Source organism: Streptomyces sp. NPDC107538, assembly GCF_055657445.1.
In genome coordinates, this window is record NZ_JBVKAY010000017.1 from 80,532 (window position 1) to 96,016 (window position 15,485).

Sequence of the window (15,485 nt, forward strand, 5' to 3'; positions counted from 1 at the left end):
GACCTTTTGTGACGCGGGTCGCGGCGCGAGCCGTGACCCGAGCGCGATCAGTTGTCGCGCTTCTCCTTGATCTTCGCCGCCTTGCCGCGCAGCTCGCGCAGGTAGTACAGCTTCGCGCGACGGACGTCACCGCGGGTGACGAGCTCGATCTTCTCGACGATCGGGGTGTGCACCGGGAAGGTGCGCTCGACGCCGACGGAGAACGAGACCTTGCGGACCGTGAAGGTCTCGCGGACACCGGCGCCCTGGCGACGGATGACTACGCCCTTGAACTGCTGCACACGGGAGCGGTTGCCCTCGATGACGCGGACGTGGACGTTGACGGTGTCACCCGGGCGGAAGGCCGGGATGTCGCTGCGCAGCGACGCGGAGTCGACGGAGTCGAGCAGGTGAGACATTTCGTCTGCTTTCTTCGCCCATGCCACAGGTCATAAGCGGGAGCTAGGTGTTTCGAGAGGTTGCTGTCCGGGTCGGGGCGGGCGTCGTGTCCCCCTGTGGCAGGGGCGCGCGCCGGACGACGCACAACAGCGGCCTATTCTTCCACGCCCTCCGGCCGCCGCCAAAATCGGCCGTGCGCCTCCCCCTCCGGATCCGGGGCCCAGCCCAGGATGGAGAGCATTTCGCGGTCCTTCTTGTCGAAGGCCTTGGGGTCGCAACGCTCGATGAGGTCGGGCCGGTTGGCCGTCGTACGCTTCAGGGCCTCGTCGCGCCGCCAGCGCGCGATCTTCCCGTGGTGGCCGCTGAGCAGCACCTCGGGGATGTCTCGGCCGCGCCACTCGGGGGGCTTGGTGTACACCGGCCCCTCCAGGAGGTTGGCCATGGCGCCGGGTGCGAAGGAGTCGTCGCGGTGGGACTCGGCGTTGCCGAGGACGCCGGGCAGCAGCCGTGCCACGGCCTCGGTGACGACGAGGACGGCCGCCTCGCCGCCGGCGAGCACGTAGTCGCCGATGGAGACCTCGTGGACGGGCATCCGGGTCGCGTACTCGTCGATCACACGCCGGTCGATGCCCTCGTAACGCGCCGGCGTGAAGATCAGCCAGGGGCACGCGGAGAGTTCGACGGCGAGCGCCTGGGTGAAGGGGCGGCCGCTGGGGGTGGGGACGACGAGCGCGGGCCGGGCGGCTCCGGTCTCGTAGCCCCGGGCCAGCACATCGTCGAGCGCCTCGCCCCAGGGGTCGGTCTTCATGACCATGCCGGGGCCGCCGCCGTAGGGGGTGTCGTCGACCGTGTTGTGCCGGTCGTACGTCCATTCCCGCAGGTCGTGGACGTGCACCTGCAGCTGTCCGCGCGCGCGTGCCTTGCCGACGAGGGAGACGTTCAGGGGTTCGAGGTACTCGGGGAAGATCGTGACGACGTCGAGCCGCATCAGGCCTCGTCCCCGGCGTCCTCGGCGTTCCCGGCATCCTCGGCGTCCCGGGAGGAGGCGATCTCCGCCCGGTCGTCGATCAGTCCGGGCGGCGGGTCGATGACCGCCCGCTGCTCCGTCAGATCGATCTCGGTGACGATCGACTCGACGAACGGGATCATCACCTCGCTGCCGTCGGGCCGCTCGACGATGAAGAGGTCCTGGGAGGGCAGATGCGAGATCTCGGTGATCCGGCCGACCTCGGTCCCGTCCTTGGTGACCACGTCCAGGTCCATCAACTGGTGGTCGTAGTACTCGTCCTCTTCCTCCGGCAGCTCCTCCGGGTCCACCTCCGCGATCAGCAGGGTGTTGCGGAGGGCCTCGGCGGCGTTGCGGTCGCGGACGCCCTCGAAGCGCAGGAGCAGTCGGCCGCTGTGGACCCGGCCGGTCTCGATGGTGAGCGGGCCCGTCGAGGCGGGGTCCGTGAGCAGGACGGCGCCGGGGCCGAGCCGGAGTTCCGGCTCGTCGGTGCGGACCTCGACGGTGACCTCGCCCTTGATGCCGTGGGCGCGGCCGATCCGTGCGACTACGAGCTGCACTGTGCTTGATCTCCTGTCATACGACTACGGGCCGGGGACGGCCCAGTGGCCCTCCCCGGCCCGAGCCGGTGCTGCGAATCTTCGTCAGCGGACGTGATCCACGTCGACGAGGTCGACACGGACTCCGCGGCCGCCGATGGCGCCCACGACGGTACGCAGAGCGCGGGCGGTCCGGCCGTTGCGGCCGATCACCTTGCCGAGGTCGTCGGGGTGGACCCGGACCTCGAGCACGCGCCCGCGGCGCAGGTTGCGGGAAGCGACCTGCACATCGTCGGGGTTGTCGACGATGCCCTTGACGAGGTGCTCGAGAGCCTCCTCGAGCATGCTCAGGCCTCGGTCGACTCGGACTCGGCGGCGGCCTCGTCCTTCTTGTCGGCCTTCTTCTTCTGGGTGATCGCCTCACCCTTGCCCTCGTCGTCGCCGCCCAGGGCCTCGAACGACGGGCGCGCGGACTTCGGCTGAGCCACGAGGAGCGGCGCCGGAGCGGGCTCGCCCTTGAACTTCTGCCAGTCGCCGGTCTTCTTCAGGATGGCGAGCACGGGCTCGGTCGGCTGCGCGCCGACACCCAGCCAGTACGCGACGCGCTCCTCGTCGACCTCGATGATCGACGGGTGGTACGTCGGGTGGTACTTGCCGATCTCCTCGATCGCACGACCGTCACGACGGGTACGGGAGTCGGCGACGACGATGCGGTAGTGAGGCGAACGGATCTTGCCCAGACGCTTCAGCTTGATCTTGACTGCCACGGGAGTGGGTTCTCCTGGTTTTGACGTGGGTGGGCACGGCGAGAGAGCCGCGTGGGGTTGCGGTACCCGAGTGCCCGATGGACGCGTCAGCCGGAGGAGAGAGGGGTCCTGTGCGACTGTCGAGTACAGCTAGCCATTGTGCCACACACCGCGCTTCGCCTCTGACCGGGGCCGGGTGCGGCCGTGCCGAAGCGGCACCCCCGCGACAGGGTGCTTCTCCGTCGCCGGCGCACTCACCGGCGCGTGCGGGGTGCCACCGTCGGCGGCACCCCCCACTCCCCGCACGACTCGCTGGTACGGCTGCCACGAGCGGCCGTCTGGTCAGCTCGTCGTGTCACGCCGCGCCCAGGACCTCCGGGATCCGGAAGGGCTTGCCGCAGCCGCCGCAGACGATGGGCGCCTGGGCGAGTACGGACGGGACGACCCGGACGTTGCGGCCGCAGTCGCAGACGGCCTTGACGCGGACACCGCCGCCGGAGGAGCCGTGGCGGGCGGCCGGGCCCCGGAAGCTGCGGGCGGTGTCCGCGGAGGTCGCCGCGGTGTGTGCCTTGAGGGCGCGCTGCAGTCTGTCGATGGTCGGGCGGTAGCGACGCTTGGCCTCGGGGTTCAGCGTGACCAGCGAGAAACCACTGCTGGGGTGCGGTTCCTCGGGGTGGTCGAGGCCGAGTTCCTCGGCGATCGCGAGGAATCTGCGGTTGTGGTAGCGGCCGGCCCGGGAGGTGTCGCGGACCCCACGCGCGGCGGCGATGCCATGGACTGCCTCATGGAGCAGTCGCTCGAAGGAGAGTTCGTGCCCGCAGGCGGACGACGACTCTCCGATCAGGGACTCGGGAGCGGCAAGATCCGGCAGCTCGGGGTGGTGCCGTTGAATGTCGGCCCACGCCTGTGCCAGTTCTGCGGCGAGAACAGGTGGTGTCTGTGTCGTGCTCACGTAATGACAACGAGCCGGAGTGCCCCTGTGTTCCGATTCCGGGCCATCCCAAATAATTTGCACGTACCCGTCAGTTGCCACTAGTGCGTCCTGACGAGGGCGGGTGCGCTGATCTGCGGAGAAGCCTCACAGCTCACCACAAGGCGGTACGTAGTCACACGTACGCCCCGGCGCGTAGACGAGGTCCGCGCGCCGGGGCACCTGTGGTCGGCAGATGCGCAAGGGGCCTTTCGGCCGCTCTCCCGGCGGAACGGAGTGCTCTAGTAAGCGCGCGCCACGACGGCGACGTTACCGGGTGCGTCATAGGAGTCGGGCACCGACCCGTCCTCCGCGACCAGACACCGTACGGTGACGGCGTGCTCCCCCAGCTTGGTCTCGCCCTCCTCGCCCAGCGTCGACCAGGGGATACGCGCCCAGCCGCCGGCCGCGGTGGCCTCGATCGCCTCGTCGAACGTGGACACCTCGGTCGTACGGGACACGCGGCGCCCGCGTGACTGCTTCAGCAGGAGCGCCTGGTCCTCTTCGAGGATCGTGGGCAGCAGAGAGACGAGGGAGTCGAGGGCGACCGGTTCCTTGCCGCCCGGGATGCGGCGGGCCAGCATCGCGGTGCCGTTCTCCAGGTCACGGGGGCCGACCTCGATGCGTACGGGCACGCCCTTGAGCTCCCAGTCGACGGCGCGGCGGCCGAAGGGGACGTCCGTGCGGTCGTCCACCTGGACCCGGATTCCGGCCGCCCGCAGCCGATCGCCGAGCTCGCGGACCTTGGCCAGAACCGCGTCGTCGCCCTTGATCGCGAGAACGACGGCCTGGACCTGGGCCAGCCGGGGCGGCACCCGCAGCCCGTGGTCGTCGCCGTGCATCATCACCAGGGCGCCGATCATGCGGGTGGTGGAGCCCCAGGAGGTCTGCCAGACGAGTTCCTGCGTGCCTTCCTTCGACAGGTACCGGGTGTTGAAGGCCTTCGCGAAGTTCTGGCCCAGCTCGTGGCTGGTGGCCATCTGGAGGGCCTTGCCGTCGCCCATCATGCCTTCGAGCGTGAGGGTGTTGATGGCGCCCGCGAACCGCTCCTTGACGGTCTTGCGGCCGGGGACCACGTCCATCGCGAGGACGTTCACCATGAAGTCCTCGTAGACCTCCCGGTGGATGTGCGCGGCGAAGTCGCGCGCCTCCTCGTACGTCGCATGCGCCGTGTGTCCCTCCTGCCAGAGGAACTCGGTGGTACGCAGGAACAGCCGGGGGCGCAGCTCCCAACGGACCACGTTGGCCCACTGGTTGATCAGCAGCGGCAGATCGCGGTAGCTCTGCACCCACTTCGAGAAGGAGGCGTTGATGATCATCTCGGAGGTGGGGCGGACCACGGCGGGCTCTTCGAGGTCCTTGCCGCCGCCGTGCGTCACCACGGCCAGCTCGGGCGCGAAACCCTCGACGTGCTCGGCCTCACGGGTGAGGTACGACTGCGGGATCAGCAGCGGGAAGTACGCGTTCTGCGTGCCCGTCTCCTTGATCCGGGCGTCCATCTCCTGCTGCATCCGCTCCCACAGCCCGTACCCGTACGGTCGGATCACCATGGTGCCGCGCACCGGGCCGTTGTCGGCCAGTTCGGCCTTGGTGATCAGATCCTGGTACCAGCGCGGGAAGTCGTCCGCCCTGGGCGTGAGTACGGGTGCCTTTGCCATGACGGAATGGTACGGGGGCATATTGCGGCGATGTGAATTCTTTTTCCCGTCCCTGGACAGTCCGCAAACCGGTGTCCGAGACCCCTGGACTACACGCCGGACGCGGAGTTACCTGGCATACGGGGGGTGTGCGAGCGCGCACTGCCACGGGGGCCAGGAAATCCGGCAACGGCAACTCACGGCGGATTGGGGCGCTTTCGATATGACACCTACGCTCGTGCGGCAGCAACTGCCTCGCGCGGGGACCGCATCCCGCGTGGACCGGTGTGCACGCGCGCGTGACTGGGCCGAGATCCAGGAACGGATGCTGGTACCGCTGTACGAGGCCGTCCACCGGCGGCTCGACGTCGGCACCGGCACCCGACTGCTCGGCCTCGGCTGCGGCTCGGGGCTCGCGCTGCTGATGGCGGCGTCGCGGGGCGCGGCGGTCACCGGCGTCGACGCGGAGTCGCCCGACAGAACGGCGCTCACGGCGCTCGCGCGGGAGCGGCTGCAGCCGGAGGCGTGGAGCACCCGCACGCGAGCCGGTGCACGGGTCGTGGAAGGCGCCCCCGAGGACGCGGCCCGCGCCCCCGGCGAGGGTCTGTACAACCTGGTGACCGCGTTCGAGCCGATCGGCTGTCTGGCCGGGGACTCCGAGGGCCTCGGCGACCTGCTCGCCTCGGCGACCCCGCTCGCGGAACGCGGCACCCCCGTGGTCCTCGCCGGCTGGGGCCCACCGGAGCGCTGCACCACCTCGGCCGTGCTCCGCGTGGCCACGAAACTCGCCGATCCCCTGCGCAGCGCGGGCAGTTGGCGTCCGGCGCTGCGGGACGACCTGGAGGAGGTCGCCCAGCGGGCCGGCCTGAAACCGGACGGCTCGGGACGCGTGGCCTGCCCCTTCGGGTACGCCAATGTGGACAACGCGGTACGGGGACTGTTGTCGACCGGACTGTTCGACGCGGCGATCCGGGCCACCGACCAGGACCAGGTGGACAAGGAACTGACCGAGGCCCTGCACCCGCACCGCCGCCCGGACGGCACGGTGTGGATGTCGAACGTGTTCCGCTACCTGATCGCGCGGACACCCTGAGACGGCTTTCCCGAGAAGGCCTCGGCTGAACAGGTCTTCGTGACGTCTTCCCTCGCGGGTGTGAACGGTGTTGTGAATGGTGTGAAGAAAGCGGGCCGGTAGCGCTTTCTCTTGGCCAAGGCCCGCGCCACGCGCCTAACCTGACGCATCATCCAGGGGAACAACACAGCCGCGTACGGGAGTTGTCAGCAGGAGCATCACGAGCGACACCACACCATGCCGTCCACGCACACGGCATCCGGCGCCGCGCGCCCGGCCACACCCCCCGGCCGGTCACGCGGCGTCCGCCGTCCCGGGCCTCAGCCCATGAACTTCTTGAACTCGTCCGGCAGCTCGAAGTCCTGAGCGCCCTGCTGCCCCGGCAGTCCGAGGGCGCCGCCCTGAGCGGCGGCCGCGCGGCGGGCGGCCTCCTCCTGCTCCTGCTGCTTGCGCTTCATCGGGTTGCCGGAGCGCTGCTTGCCCTTGGCCTGCTTGGGCTGCTTCTTGCTGCGCCCCGGACCGCCACCCATGCCCGGCATCCCCGGCATCCCCGGCATGCCGCCGCCCTGGGCCATGCGGGACATCATCTTGCGGGCCTCGAAGAACCGCTCGACGAGGTTCTTCACCGCGCTGACCTCGACACCGGAGCCCTTGGCGATACGGGCGCGGCGCGAGCCGTTGATGATCGTCGCGTCCTGGCGCTCGGCCGGGGTCATCGACTTGATGATCGCGGCCGTGCGGTCGACGTCGCGCTCGTCGATGTTGTTGATCTGGTCCTTGATCTGGCCCATGCCGGGCAGCATGCCGAGCAGCTTGCTGATGCTGCCCATCTTCCTGACCTGCTCCATCTGGGCCAGGAAGTCGTCGAGCGTGAAGTCCTGCCCCTTCTTGGACGCCAGCTTGGAGGCCATCTTGGCGGCCTCTTCCTGGCTGAAGGTCTTCTCCGCCTGCTCGATCAGGGTGAGCAGGTCACCCATGTCGAGGATGCGGGAGGCCATCCGGTCCGGGTGGAACGCGTCGAACTCGTCGAGCTTCTCGCCGTTCGACGCGAACATGATCGGCTTGCCGGTGACCGAGGCGATCGACAGGGCGGCACCACCGCGGGCGTCGCCGTCGAGCTTGGAGAGGACCACGCCGTCGAAACCGACGCCGTCCCGGAAGGCCTCGGCCGTGTTGACGGCGTCCTGACCGATCATCGCGTCGACGACGAAGAGGATCTCGTCGGGGCTGACCGCGTCCCGGATGTCGGCGGCCTGCTGCATCATCTCGGCGTCGATACCGAGGCGGCCGGCGGTGTCGACGACCACGATGTCGTGGACCTTCGACTTGGCGAACTCGATGGAGTCCTTGGCGACCTTGACCGGGTCGCCCACGCCGTTGCCCGGCTCCGGCGCGTAGACCGCGACTCCGGCGCGCTCGGCGACGACGCTGAGTTGGTTCACGGCGTTGGGGCGCTGGAGGTCACAGGCGACGAGGAGCGGCGAGTGGCCCTGCTCCTTCAGCCAGCGGCCCAGCTTGCCCGCGAGGGTGGTCTTACCGGCACCCTGCAGACCCGCGAGCATGATCACGGTCGGCGGCTGCTTGGCGAAGCGCAGACGGCGGGTCTCCCCGCCGAGGATCCCGACCAGCTCCTCGTTGACGATCTTGAGGACCTGTTGGGCAGGGTTGAGCGCCTTGGAGACCTCGGCGCCGAGCGCGCGCTCCTTGATGTTCTTGATGAAGCCCCGGACGACCGGCAGGGCCACGTCCGCTTCGAGGAGCGCGATGCGGATCTCGCGCGCCGTGGCGTCGATGTCCGCCTCGGACAGGCGCCCCTTGCCGCGCAGGTTCTTGAAAGTCGCTGAGAGGCGATCGGAGAGCGTATCGAACACGGCGGTGTCGGTCCTCGGAGTCGGGGGCAGGGTGGGCTGCCCTCCAGGGTATCTGTCTGGGTGTGGTCGGGTCTCCACCCCTGTGGATAGTGCCCCGACACGCCCGGTTCACGGGTACGGGGCCGGGCGGCCCCGTACCCGTCCGCGCTCAGCCGCGCAGCGTCTCCTCCAGCTTCCGCGCCACCGAAGCCGCCTCGTCCCCCGGCAAGGGCAGCCCCTTGCCACCGGTCACGTAGAAGGCATCAACCGCATTCGCACCCAGCGTCGACACATGCATGCTCCGCACCCGCACCGCCGAGTCCTCCAGCGCCCGCCCGATCCGGTGCAGCAGCCCGGGGGCGTCCTGGGCGCGGACCTCGATGACCGTGGCGTGCCGGGAGGCCGCCGCGGCGACGGTGACGCGTGGCGGGGGTGCGACGACGCCCCGCCGCCGGGGATAGGCCGCGTCCCGCTCGGCCAGCCGTCCGGCGATGTCGAGGGACCCGTCCAGCGCCCGGACGAGGTCCGCGCGGAGCCGGGCGGCCTGGGGCAGCGAGCCGTACTCGGCGGCCACCCGCCAGTTCAGCAGCAGCACCGAGCCCTCGACGCCGTCCGGGAGGTCGAAGGTCCGGAGTTCGGCCGTGCGCACGGTGAGCCGGTGCATGGCGAGCACACCGGCCACCGCGGGCAGGACGCCCGCCTGGTCGGGCACGGCGATGAGGAGTTCCACGCCGAGCGGCTCGGGGTCGGCCTTCTCGTTCTTCTCGTCCTTCTCCTCGACGGCGACGGCGGTCTCGTCCGGCCGCGCGCGCAGCGACAGCACCGGTCCGCCAGTGCGGAAGGCTTCGATGGCGAGCCGCTCCTGTTCGGCGCTGGTCTCCCCGGGCTCGGGCTCCTCGGGGGCCTCCCCGGCGAAGAGCGCGTCGACCCGCTGGACCAGCTCCGTCACCAGCGAGGCCCGCCAGGAGGACCAGGCGGCGGGCCCGGTGGCCAGCGCGTCCGACTCGGTGAGCGCGTGCAGCAGTTCGAGCGTGCCCGGTGATCCGACGGCGTCGGCCACGGACCGCACGGTCGCCGGATCCTCCAGGTCACGCCGGGTGGCCGTGTCGACGAGGAGCAGATGGTGGCGTACGAGGGTGGAGAGGACCGTCACGTCCTCACGGTCGAAACCGATGCGGGCGGCCACGTCCTTGACGATGATCTCGCCGGCGACGGAGTGGTCGCCGGGCCAGCCCTTGCCGATGTCGTGCAGCAGCGCGGCGACCAGCAGGAGGTCGGGCCGGTGGACCCGGCGGGTCATCTCGGAGGCCTGGACCGCGGTCTCGATGAGGTGCCGGTCGACGGTCCAGATGTGCACGGCGTTGCGCTGCGGCCGACAGCGGACGCGCTCCCAGTCGGGCAGCAGATGGGTGATGAGGCCCTCGGCCTCCAGCGCCTCCCAGACGTCGACGGTCGGCCGCCCGGAGCCCAGCAGGGTGACGAGCTGCTCGCGCGCCTCGGCGGGCCAGGGCGTCGGCAGCGGCCGGGCGGCGGCGGCCATGCGTCGAACGGCGTGCAGGGAGAGCGGCAGCCCGGCCTGGGCGGCGGCTGCCGCCGCGCGCAGGGGCAGCACGGGGTCCCGGTCGGGCTTGGCGGCGCGCGCGAGCACGACCTCGCCGTCCTGCTCGACCACGCCTTCGGCCAGCGGCGACCGCTCGGGGGCGGGCTTGCCCCCGCCGAGCATGGCGCGCAGCCGGGGCCGCACGGCGCGCGACCGCAGTACGCGCCCCACTTCACGCCAGGTGACATCACTGGCGTACGAGATGACCCGCGCCGCCTCGTACACCTGGCGCAGCAGGGTGTCGGCGTCCAGCAGGCCCAGCTCGGCGGCGACCTGGTCCTGTTCCTGGAGCGCGAGCCGGTCGGTCGCGCGCCCGGTGGTGAGATGCAGCGCGTCCCGCACGTCGAGGAGGCGGCGCCGGGCGTCGGCGAGTCCCTCGCGCGGGGCGTCGGCGAGCCAGGAGGCGGCGACGGCGCGCAGGGCGGTGGCGTCGCGCAACCCGCCGCGCGCCTCCTTGAGGTCGGGTTCCAGCAGGTACTGCAGCTCGCCCTGCCGCTCGGCCCGCTCGGCGCACAGCTCCTGGAGTTCGGGGAGGCGTTTGGGGGCCTGGTTGCGCCAGTCGGCGAGGACGGTGGTGCGCAGGGAGGCGGTCAGGCCGAGATCACCGGCGATGTGCCGGGCGTCCAGCAGCCCCAGCTGGACCTTGAGGTCCTCGCCGGCGGTCTTGCGGGCCTCGGCGGGGGTGCGTACGGAGTGGTCGAGGGCCAGCCCGAGGTCCCAGACGGGGTACCAGATGCGGTCGGCCAGCGCGGCCACCGCCCGTTCGTCGGATCCGTCGTGCAGGAGGAGCAGATCCAGGTCGCTGCGGGGCGACAGCTCGCCCCGCCCGTATCCCCCGACGGCGACCAGTGAGGCCCCGCGCGGTTCTGTGGTGCCCGCGCCGAACAGTCCCGCGAGCCAGTCGTCGGTCAGCTCGGCCAGGGCCGAACGGCGCGGCGGCCCGGACTGCGCCCCCTCCTGGAGGAGGCGCAGCCGGGCCGCCGCGTAGCCGCTGGGTCCCGAGTCCTCTGCATCCGTACGTACGTCCGTACTCGTCACCCAGCGACTCCTGTTCTTCTCTTCGGTCAGAGCGCGTCCGGGCCGCGCTCGCCGGTCCGGACCCGTACGGCCGTCTCGACCGGGAGGGACCAGACCTTGCCGTCACCGATCTTGCCGGTGCGGGCGGCCTTGACGATGACGTCGATCAGCTGCTCGGCGTCGTCGTCCTCGGCAAGCACCTCGATACGGATCTTGGGAACCAGATCCACCGTGTACTCGGCGCCGCGGTACACCTCGGTGTGTCCCCGCTGTCGACCGTACCCACTGGCCTCGGTCACCGTAAGGCCGTGCACCCCGAAGGCCTGCAGGGCTTCCTTGATCTCGTCGAGCCGGTGCGGCTTGACGACGGCGGTGATCAGCTTCATGCCTCGACCTTCTTGCTCTCGGTGGCGGCGGCGACGCCGCTCGTGGTGCTGGCGGAGATGTGCGAACCGGCGGCCGAGCTGAAGTCGTACGCGGTCTCGGCGTGCAGGGCCTGGTCGACTCCGGTGACCTCGTCCTCCTCGGACGCCCGGAAGCCGATCGTCTTCTGGATGGCGAAGGCGATGATCCAGGTCACCACGAAGGTGTAGCCCATGACGGAGAAGGCGCCGGTGGCCTGCTTGCCGAACTGCTCCAGGCCGCCGATCCCGTCGGTGGCGAGGAAGCCGACCATCAGGGTGCCGAGCACACCGCCGACCAGGTGGACGCCGACGACGTCGAGGGAGTCGTCGTAGCCGAGCTTGTACTTGAGGCTGACGGCCCAGGAGCAGACCGCGCCGGCGACGACGCCGATCAGGATGGCGCCGAAGGCGTTGACGTGACCACCGGACGGGGTGATCGCGACGAGGCCGGCGACCGCGCCGGAGCAGGCACCGAGGGTGGTGAACGCGCCGTGGCGGATGCGCTCGTAGATCAGCCAGCCGATGATGGCCGCGGCGGTCGCGATCTGCGTGTTGATGGCCATGCGGGCGGTGGTGCCGTCGACACCGAGCCAGGAGCCGGCGTTGAAGCCGAACCAGCCGAACCAGAGCAGGGCGGTGCCGATCAGGACCAGCGGCAGGCTGTGCGGCCGCATCGGGTCCTTCTTGAAGCCGATCCGCTTGCCGACGACGAGGACCGCGGCGAGCGCGCCGATACCGGCGTTGATGTGGACCGCCGTACCACCGGCGAAGTCGATGACGCCCAGTTCGAAGAGCCAGCCGCCCGGCGCCCAGACCCAGTGCGCGACCGGGAAATAGACCAGGGTGACCCAGAACGCGACGAAGATCATCCAGGCGCTGAACTTGACGCGGTCGGCGAGGGCGCCGCTCATCAGGGCCGGGGTGATGACCGCGAACAGCATCTGGAAGAGGATGAAGGCGAACGCGGCGATCTTGTGCGGCTCGCCGTTGGCGCCGGCGACGAAGCTGTCGACCGTGCTGGTGACGTCGATGCCCTTGAGGCCGATCGCGTCCAGGTTGCCGATGAAGCCGCCCTGGTCACCGCTGAAGGCGAGCGAGTAGCCGTACAGCACCCACAGGATGCTGACGATGCCCAGCGAGATGAAGGACATCATCAGCATGTTCAGCACGCTCTTGGCACGGACCATGCCGCCGTAGAAGAGCGCCAGGCCCGGCGTCATCACCATGACGAGCGCCGCACTGATCAATACGAATCCGGTATCTGTGCCGTTCAATGCCGGTATCTCCTCGTGGTCGGAACGGCCCGTGCGGATGCGGAAGCTTGGGAGCTATCGGGGAGGGCCGACTGTGCTGAGGAGACTGACGCAGCACCGTTTCACGGGAAGTTTGGAAATGTTTCCCGGACGTGACGAAGGCGCCCATCACGTTACAGACAGGTGAAACGTGAATCCCTGAGGATTCGTCCCGTGTGGGGCCCAGCCCCTGCGGGACCGCCTGCGGATAACGGTTTCGTATCCGATGGAACTTCCGGGGGAACATCCAGTGCGTTGTCGACGAACGGACCGACCACGGCAGACCATCCGATGACCTGGCATGGGGGAGCCGAGTCGGGCAGTCGGGATGGCCGGCCGCGGCCGGAGTGCGGGGGGCCCGTGGTGTGCCGGGCCGGGGTCAGACCGCCTCGGCGGTCTCGGGGAGGTGGACGGCGAGCTGGTCGGTGAGGTCGACGACCTCGGCCAGCCCGCCGAAGTCGCGGACGGCCGTGTCGACGGTCTTGCGGATACGGGTGTTGACGCGCTCGGAGCGGACCTTGCCGGCGACGTCCATGGCCTGCTTGGCCAGGGCGGCCCCCTGCTCGGGCTCGCGCTGGAGCAGATGCACGGTGGCCATGCCGATGAGGTTCAGCGCGTACGACCGCTGGTGCTCGGTGTCGGTGGCGAACAGCTCGACGGCGCGGCGCATCACGGGCTCGGCGAGGGAGGCGTAGGTGGGGCTGCGGCCCGCGACATAGGCGAGGTCGCGGTAGGAGTGGGAGTTCTCGCCGTGCAGCTCGGCCTCGTTGAAGAAGCGGATCCAGTCGGGGTCCGGGTCGTCCCATTCCTCGGCGTCGGCGAAGACGTCCTCGGCCATCCGTACGGCCCGTTTGCACTTGCCGGGCTGACCCATGTTGGCGTAGGCGCGGGCCTCCATCGCATACAGCATCGACTGGGTGCGCGGGCTGGCGCAGTCCCGGCTGCCGTACTGGGCGAGGTGGATCAGTTCGAGGGCGTCGTCGGGCCGGCCGAGGTGGATCATCTGGCGGCTCATGCTGGACAGGACGTAGGAGCCGAGGGGTTTGTCGCCCGCCTCCTTGGCCGCGTGCAGGGCGAGGACGAAGTACTTCTGCGCGGTGGGCTGGAGGCCGATGTCGTAGCTCATCCAGCCGGCCAGCTCGGCCAGCTCCGCGGCGACCTTGAACAGCCGCCGGGTGGTGGCCTCGGGCTGGGGTTCCTGGAGGAGGTCGGTCACCTCGTGCAGCTGGCCGACGACCGCCTTGCGGCGCAGACCGCCGCCGCACTGGGCGTCCCACTGCCGGAACATCACGGTGGTGGATTCGAGGAGGTCCAGCTCCGGTTTGGAGAGCCGGCCGGCGCGGCGGGCGGCGGCCGGCGGCTCGGGCTCCGCGCGCGGGGCGGGGGGCGAGGGGACGAGCCAGCGCTGCATCGGCTCGATGAGGGCCGGGCCCGCGGAGAGGGCGAGCGAGCTCCCGAGGAAGCCGCGCCGCGCCAGCATCAGGTCGCTGCGCGAGAACTCGCTGATCAGCGCCACGGTCTGCGGGCCCGTCCAGGGCAAGTCGACACCGGAGACGGACGGGGCCTGGTGCGCCGCGCGCAGCCCCAGGTCCTCCACGGCGACGACACAGCCGAACCGCTCGGAGAACAGCTCGGACAGGATCCTCGGGATCGGTTCGCGCGGGTTCTCCCCGTCGAGCCAGCGCCGTACGCGCGAGGTGTCGGTGGAGATGTGGTTGGCGCCGAGCTGACGGGCCCTGCGGTTGACCTGGCGGGCCAGCTCGCCCTTCGACCAGCCGCTGCGGACGAACCACGAGCCCAGCAGTTCGTTCGGGCGCTTCTCAGCGTTCGTGCCGCTTCCGCCGTTGCCGCCCACTGGAACGCCCCCATCCCTGAAACCACCTGTGCGCTGTGTGCGCCAAGCCCTACCAGAATGCCGGTTACCACGCCGTACGTCCGACCCTTGTCACCCATCGAACGGAAAGACGACTTGCCTCCGGCATACCCACGAGCGCATACGTCCCCAGGTCCCGTGCACTCAAAGTAATCCTACGATCACGCGTCCGGCCACGGTGATTCCAGAAACGCCACCATTCGCCACCCCTTCGAATGAACTAACGGTCCCCGGTCCGCGATTCACTTGACACATGACGGCCGGGAGCAGGCGGAGCGATGCATTCAGGGGCGCGCGTCGCCGACCGCGCCACCCGTGATGCCGTAGTGCGCCGCCCATGCGGAAGCAGAGCGTCGCATTTCGACTCCGTCGCGTAACCACCGGCGCGCTGGACCCGTTGGAGGGGGCATGGGCTTCACGATCGGCGGCATCCGGGAGATGCGAACCGGCACACGTCGGCGCGGCCGTTCCTCGGAATGCACGGCCGTGGCCGAGTTCACCGGCCTCTGGGGGTGGGACGTCGTCCCCGGCGCGCGGGCGGCGTCAGGCGCGTGCTCGTGCGGTCGGAGCGCCTGCTCCGCGCCCGGCGCGCATCCCCTCGGCTTCGCGCCTCCCGTGCGCGCCGGAGCGACGCTCGACGAGGTGACCGAGGCCTGGTCCGAGTACCCCGGCGCCTCCGTGATGCTGCCGGTGGGCCGCTCCTTCGACGTGATCGAGGTCGCCGAGTCGGCCGCCCGGCACGCGCTGGTCCGTCTCGAACGCATGGGCCTCCCCGTCGGCCCCGTGATCGCCACCCCCGAGGGCCGCGCCCACTTCCTCGTCGCCCCGGGCTCCGCCGCCGAGCTGTCCACGCTCCTCTACCGCATGGGCTGGGACGACCCGTCCGCCCTGGACCTGCGCGGCCTCGGCCCCGGCAGCCATGTCACCGCCCCGCCCTCCGACCGCGGCGGCCTCGGCCCGGTCCGCTGGCTCCGCTCCCCCGAACTCGACTCGGCGACGAAGCCACCGGCCGCGCGGCTGCTGCTGGGGACGCTGGCGTACGTGGCGCACCGGTCACGAGCGTAGGTACGGCGAAGCGCCCGCCCCCGTCTGGATCTCGGG

Annotated in this window: 14 protein-coding genes; 2 read left to right on the forward strand and 12 right to left on the reverse strand. The window is 70.5% G+C overall.

Translation table 11 applies throughout. The features are described from left to right. Nucleotides 1-47: 47 nt before the first annotated feature. The 7 genes from rplS to proS all read right to left on the reverse strand — a co-directional run bounded on the left by rplS (nucleotide 48) and on the right by proS (nucleotide 5,297). Nucleotides 48-398, reverse strand: a complete 351-nt coding sequence (rplS, locus tag ACZ7MG_RS37710) for a 50S ribosomal protein L19 (protein ID WP_013000407.1) — start codon at nucleotides 396-398, stop codon at nucleotides 48-50. A gap of 134 nt (nucleotides 399-532) precedes the next feature. Further along, entirely contained in the window at nucleotides 533-1,366 is an 834-nt protein-coding gene (gene trmD, locus ACZ7MG_RS37715) for a tRNA (guanosine(37)-N1)-methyltransferase TrmD (RefSeq protein ID WP_471388577.1), read from the reverse strand. Beyond that, complete coding sequence (gene rimM, locus ACZ7MG_RS37720) at nucleotides 1,366-1,944, reverse strand: ribosome maturation factor RimM (RefSeq protein ID WP_471388575.1); 579 nt, start codon at nucleotides 1,942-1,944, stop codon at nucleotides 1,366-1,368. Before rimM ends, trmD begins: the two co-directional genes overlap by 1 nt. Nucleotides 1,945-2,028: 84 nt before the next feature. Further along, nucleotides 2,029-2,268, reverse strand: a complete 240-nt coding sequence (locus tag ACZ7MG_RS37725; protein ID WP_003973401.1) for an RNA-binding protein — start codon at nucleotides 2,266-2,268, stop codon at nucleotides 2,029-2,031. Between the two features lie 2 nt (nucleotides 2,269-2,270). Next, nucleotides 2,271-2,690 (reverse strand): 30S ribosomal protein S16, encoded by a 420-nt coding sequence (gene rpsP / locus ACZ7MG_RS37730; protein WP_471388572.1) that lies wholly within the window; start codon nucleotides 2,688-2,690, stop codon nucleotides 2,271-2,273. A 334-nt stretch (nucleotides 2,691-3,024) separates the two neighbouring features. Then, a complete protein-coding gene (locus ACZ7MG_RS37735) occupies nucleotides 3,025-3,621 on the reverse strand; it encodes a hypothetical protein (protein ID WP_471388569.1) in 597 nt (198 codons plus the stop codon). A gap of 260 nt (nucleotides 3,622-3,881) precedes the next feature. Continuing rightward, entirely contained in the window at nucleotides 3,882-5,297 is a 1,416-nt protein-coding gene (gene proS, locus ACZ7MG_RS37740; RefSeq protein ID WP_471388566.1) for a proline--tRNA ligase, read from the reverse strand. 304 nt (nucleotides 5,298-5,601) lie between these two features. On the opposite strand from proS, the gene ACZ7MG_RS37745 reads away from it, so the two are divergent. Beyond that, entirely contained in the window at nucleotides 5,602-6,369 is a 768-nt protein-coding gene (locus ACZ7MG_RS37745; protein ID WP_471388564.1) for an SAM-dependent methyltransferase, read from the forward strand. Nucleotides 6,370-6,668: 299 nt separating this feature from the next. Here ACZ7MG_RS37745 and ffh read toward each other — a convergent pair whose 3' ends face one another. From ffh to nsdA, 5 genes are all read right to left on the reverse strand, one after another. Beyond that, nucleotides 6,669-8,219 carry a signal recognition particle protein gene (gene ffh, locus ACZ7MG_RS37750; protein WP_471388561.1) on the reverse strand — a complete coding sequence of 517 codons (1,551 nt, stop codon included), beginning with the start codon at nucleotides 8,217-8,219 and terminating at the stop codon, nucleotides 6,669-6,671. 148 nt (nucleotides 8,220-8,367) lie between these two features. After that, entirely contained in the window at nucleotides 8,368-10,836 is a 2,469-nt protein-coding gene (locus tag ACZ7MG_RS37755; RefSeq protein ID WP_471388558.1) for a [protein-PII] uridylyltransferase, read from the reverse strand. Nucleotides 10,837-10,862: 26 nt separating this feature from the next. Further along, nucleotides 10,863-11,201 carry a P-II family nitrogen regulator gene (locus tag ACZ7MG_RS37760; protein WP_003997576.1) on the reverse strand — a complete coding sequence of 113 codons (339 nt, stop codon included), beginning with the start codon at nucleotides 11,199-11,201 and terminating at the stop codon, nucleotides 10,863-10,865. Beyond that, nucleotides 11,198-12,493: an ammonium transporter gene (locus ACZ7MG_RS37765; RefSeq protein WP_471388555.1), complete on the reverse strand. Its 1,296-nt coding sequence runs from the start codon at nucleotides 12,491-12,493 to the stop codon at nucleotides 11,198-11,200. The genes ACZ7MG_RS37760 and ACZ7MG_RS37765 overlap by 4 nt, the downstream gene beginning before the upstream one ends. A 397-nt stretch (nucleotides 12,494-12,890) precedes the next feature. Continuing rightward, nucleotides 12,891-14,366, reverse strand: a complete 1,476-nt coding sequence (gene nsdA, locus ACZ7MG_RS37770) for a transcriptional repressor NsdA (RefSeq protein ID WP_471388553.1) — start codon at nucleotides 14,364-14,366, stop codon at nucleotides 12,891-12,893. 426 nt (nucleotides 14,367-14,792) lie between these two features. Here nsdA and ACZ7MG_RS37775 point away from each other — a divergent pair, with 426 nt between their 5' ends. After that, on the forward strand, nucleotides 14,793-15,449 hold the full coding sequence (locus ACZ7MG_RS37775; protein WP_471388550.1) for a bifunctional DNA primase/polymerase: 657 nt from the start codon (nucleotides 14,793-14,795) through the stop codon (nucleotides 15,447-15,449). Nucleotides 15,450-15,485: the final 36 nt, after the last annotated feature.

Bases quoted from the DNA above. Each gene is read 5' to 3' on its own strand.
- ACZ7MG_RS37760 (WP_003997576.1), bottom strand. From the start codon at position 11,201: ATGAAGCTGATCACCGCCGTCGTCAAGCCGCACCGGCTCGACGAGATC.
- trmD (WP_471388577.1), bottom strand. From the start codon at position 1,366: ATGCGGCTCGACGTCGTCACGATCTTCCCCGAGTACCTCGAACCCCTG.
- ACZ7MG_RS37725 (WP_003973401.1), bottom strand. From the start codon at position 2,268: ATGCTCGAGGAGGCTCTCGAGCACCTCGTCAAGGGCATCGTCGACAAC.
- rplS (WP_013000407.1), bottom strand. From the start codon at position 398: ATGTCTCACCTGCTCGACTCCGTCGACTCCGCGTCGCTGCGCAGCGAC.
- ACZ7MG_RS37745 (WP_471388564.1), top strand. From the start codon at position 5,602: ATGCTGGTACCGCTGTACGAGGCCGTCCACCGGCGGCTCGACGTCGGC.
- proS (WP_471388566.1), bottom strand. From the start codon at position 5,297: ATGGCAAAGGCACCCGTACTCACGCCCAGGGCGGACGACTTCCCGCGC.
- ACZ7MG_RS37775 (WP_471388550.1), top strand. From the start codon at position 14,793: ATGGGCTTCACGATCGGCGGCATCCGGGAGATGCGAACCGGCACACGT.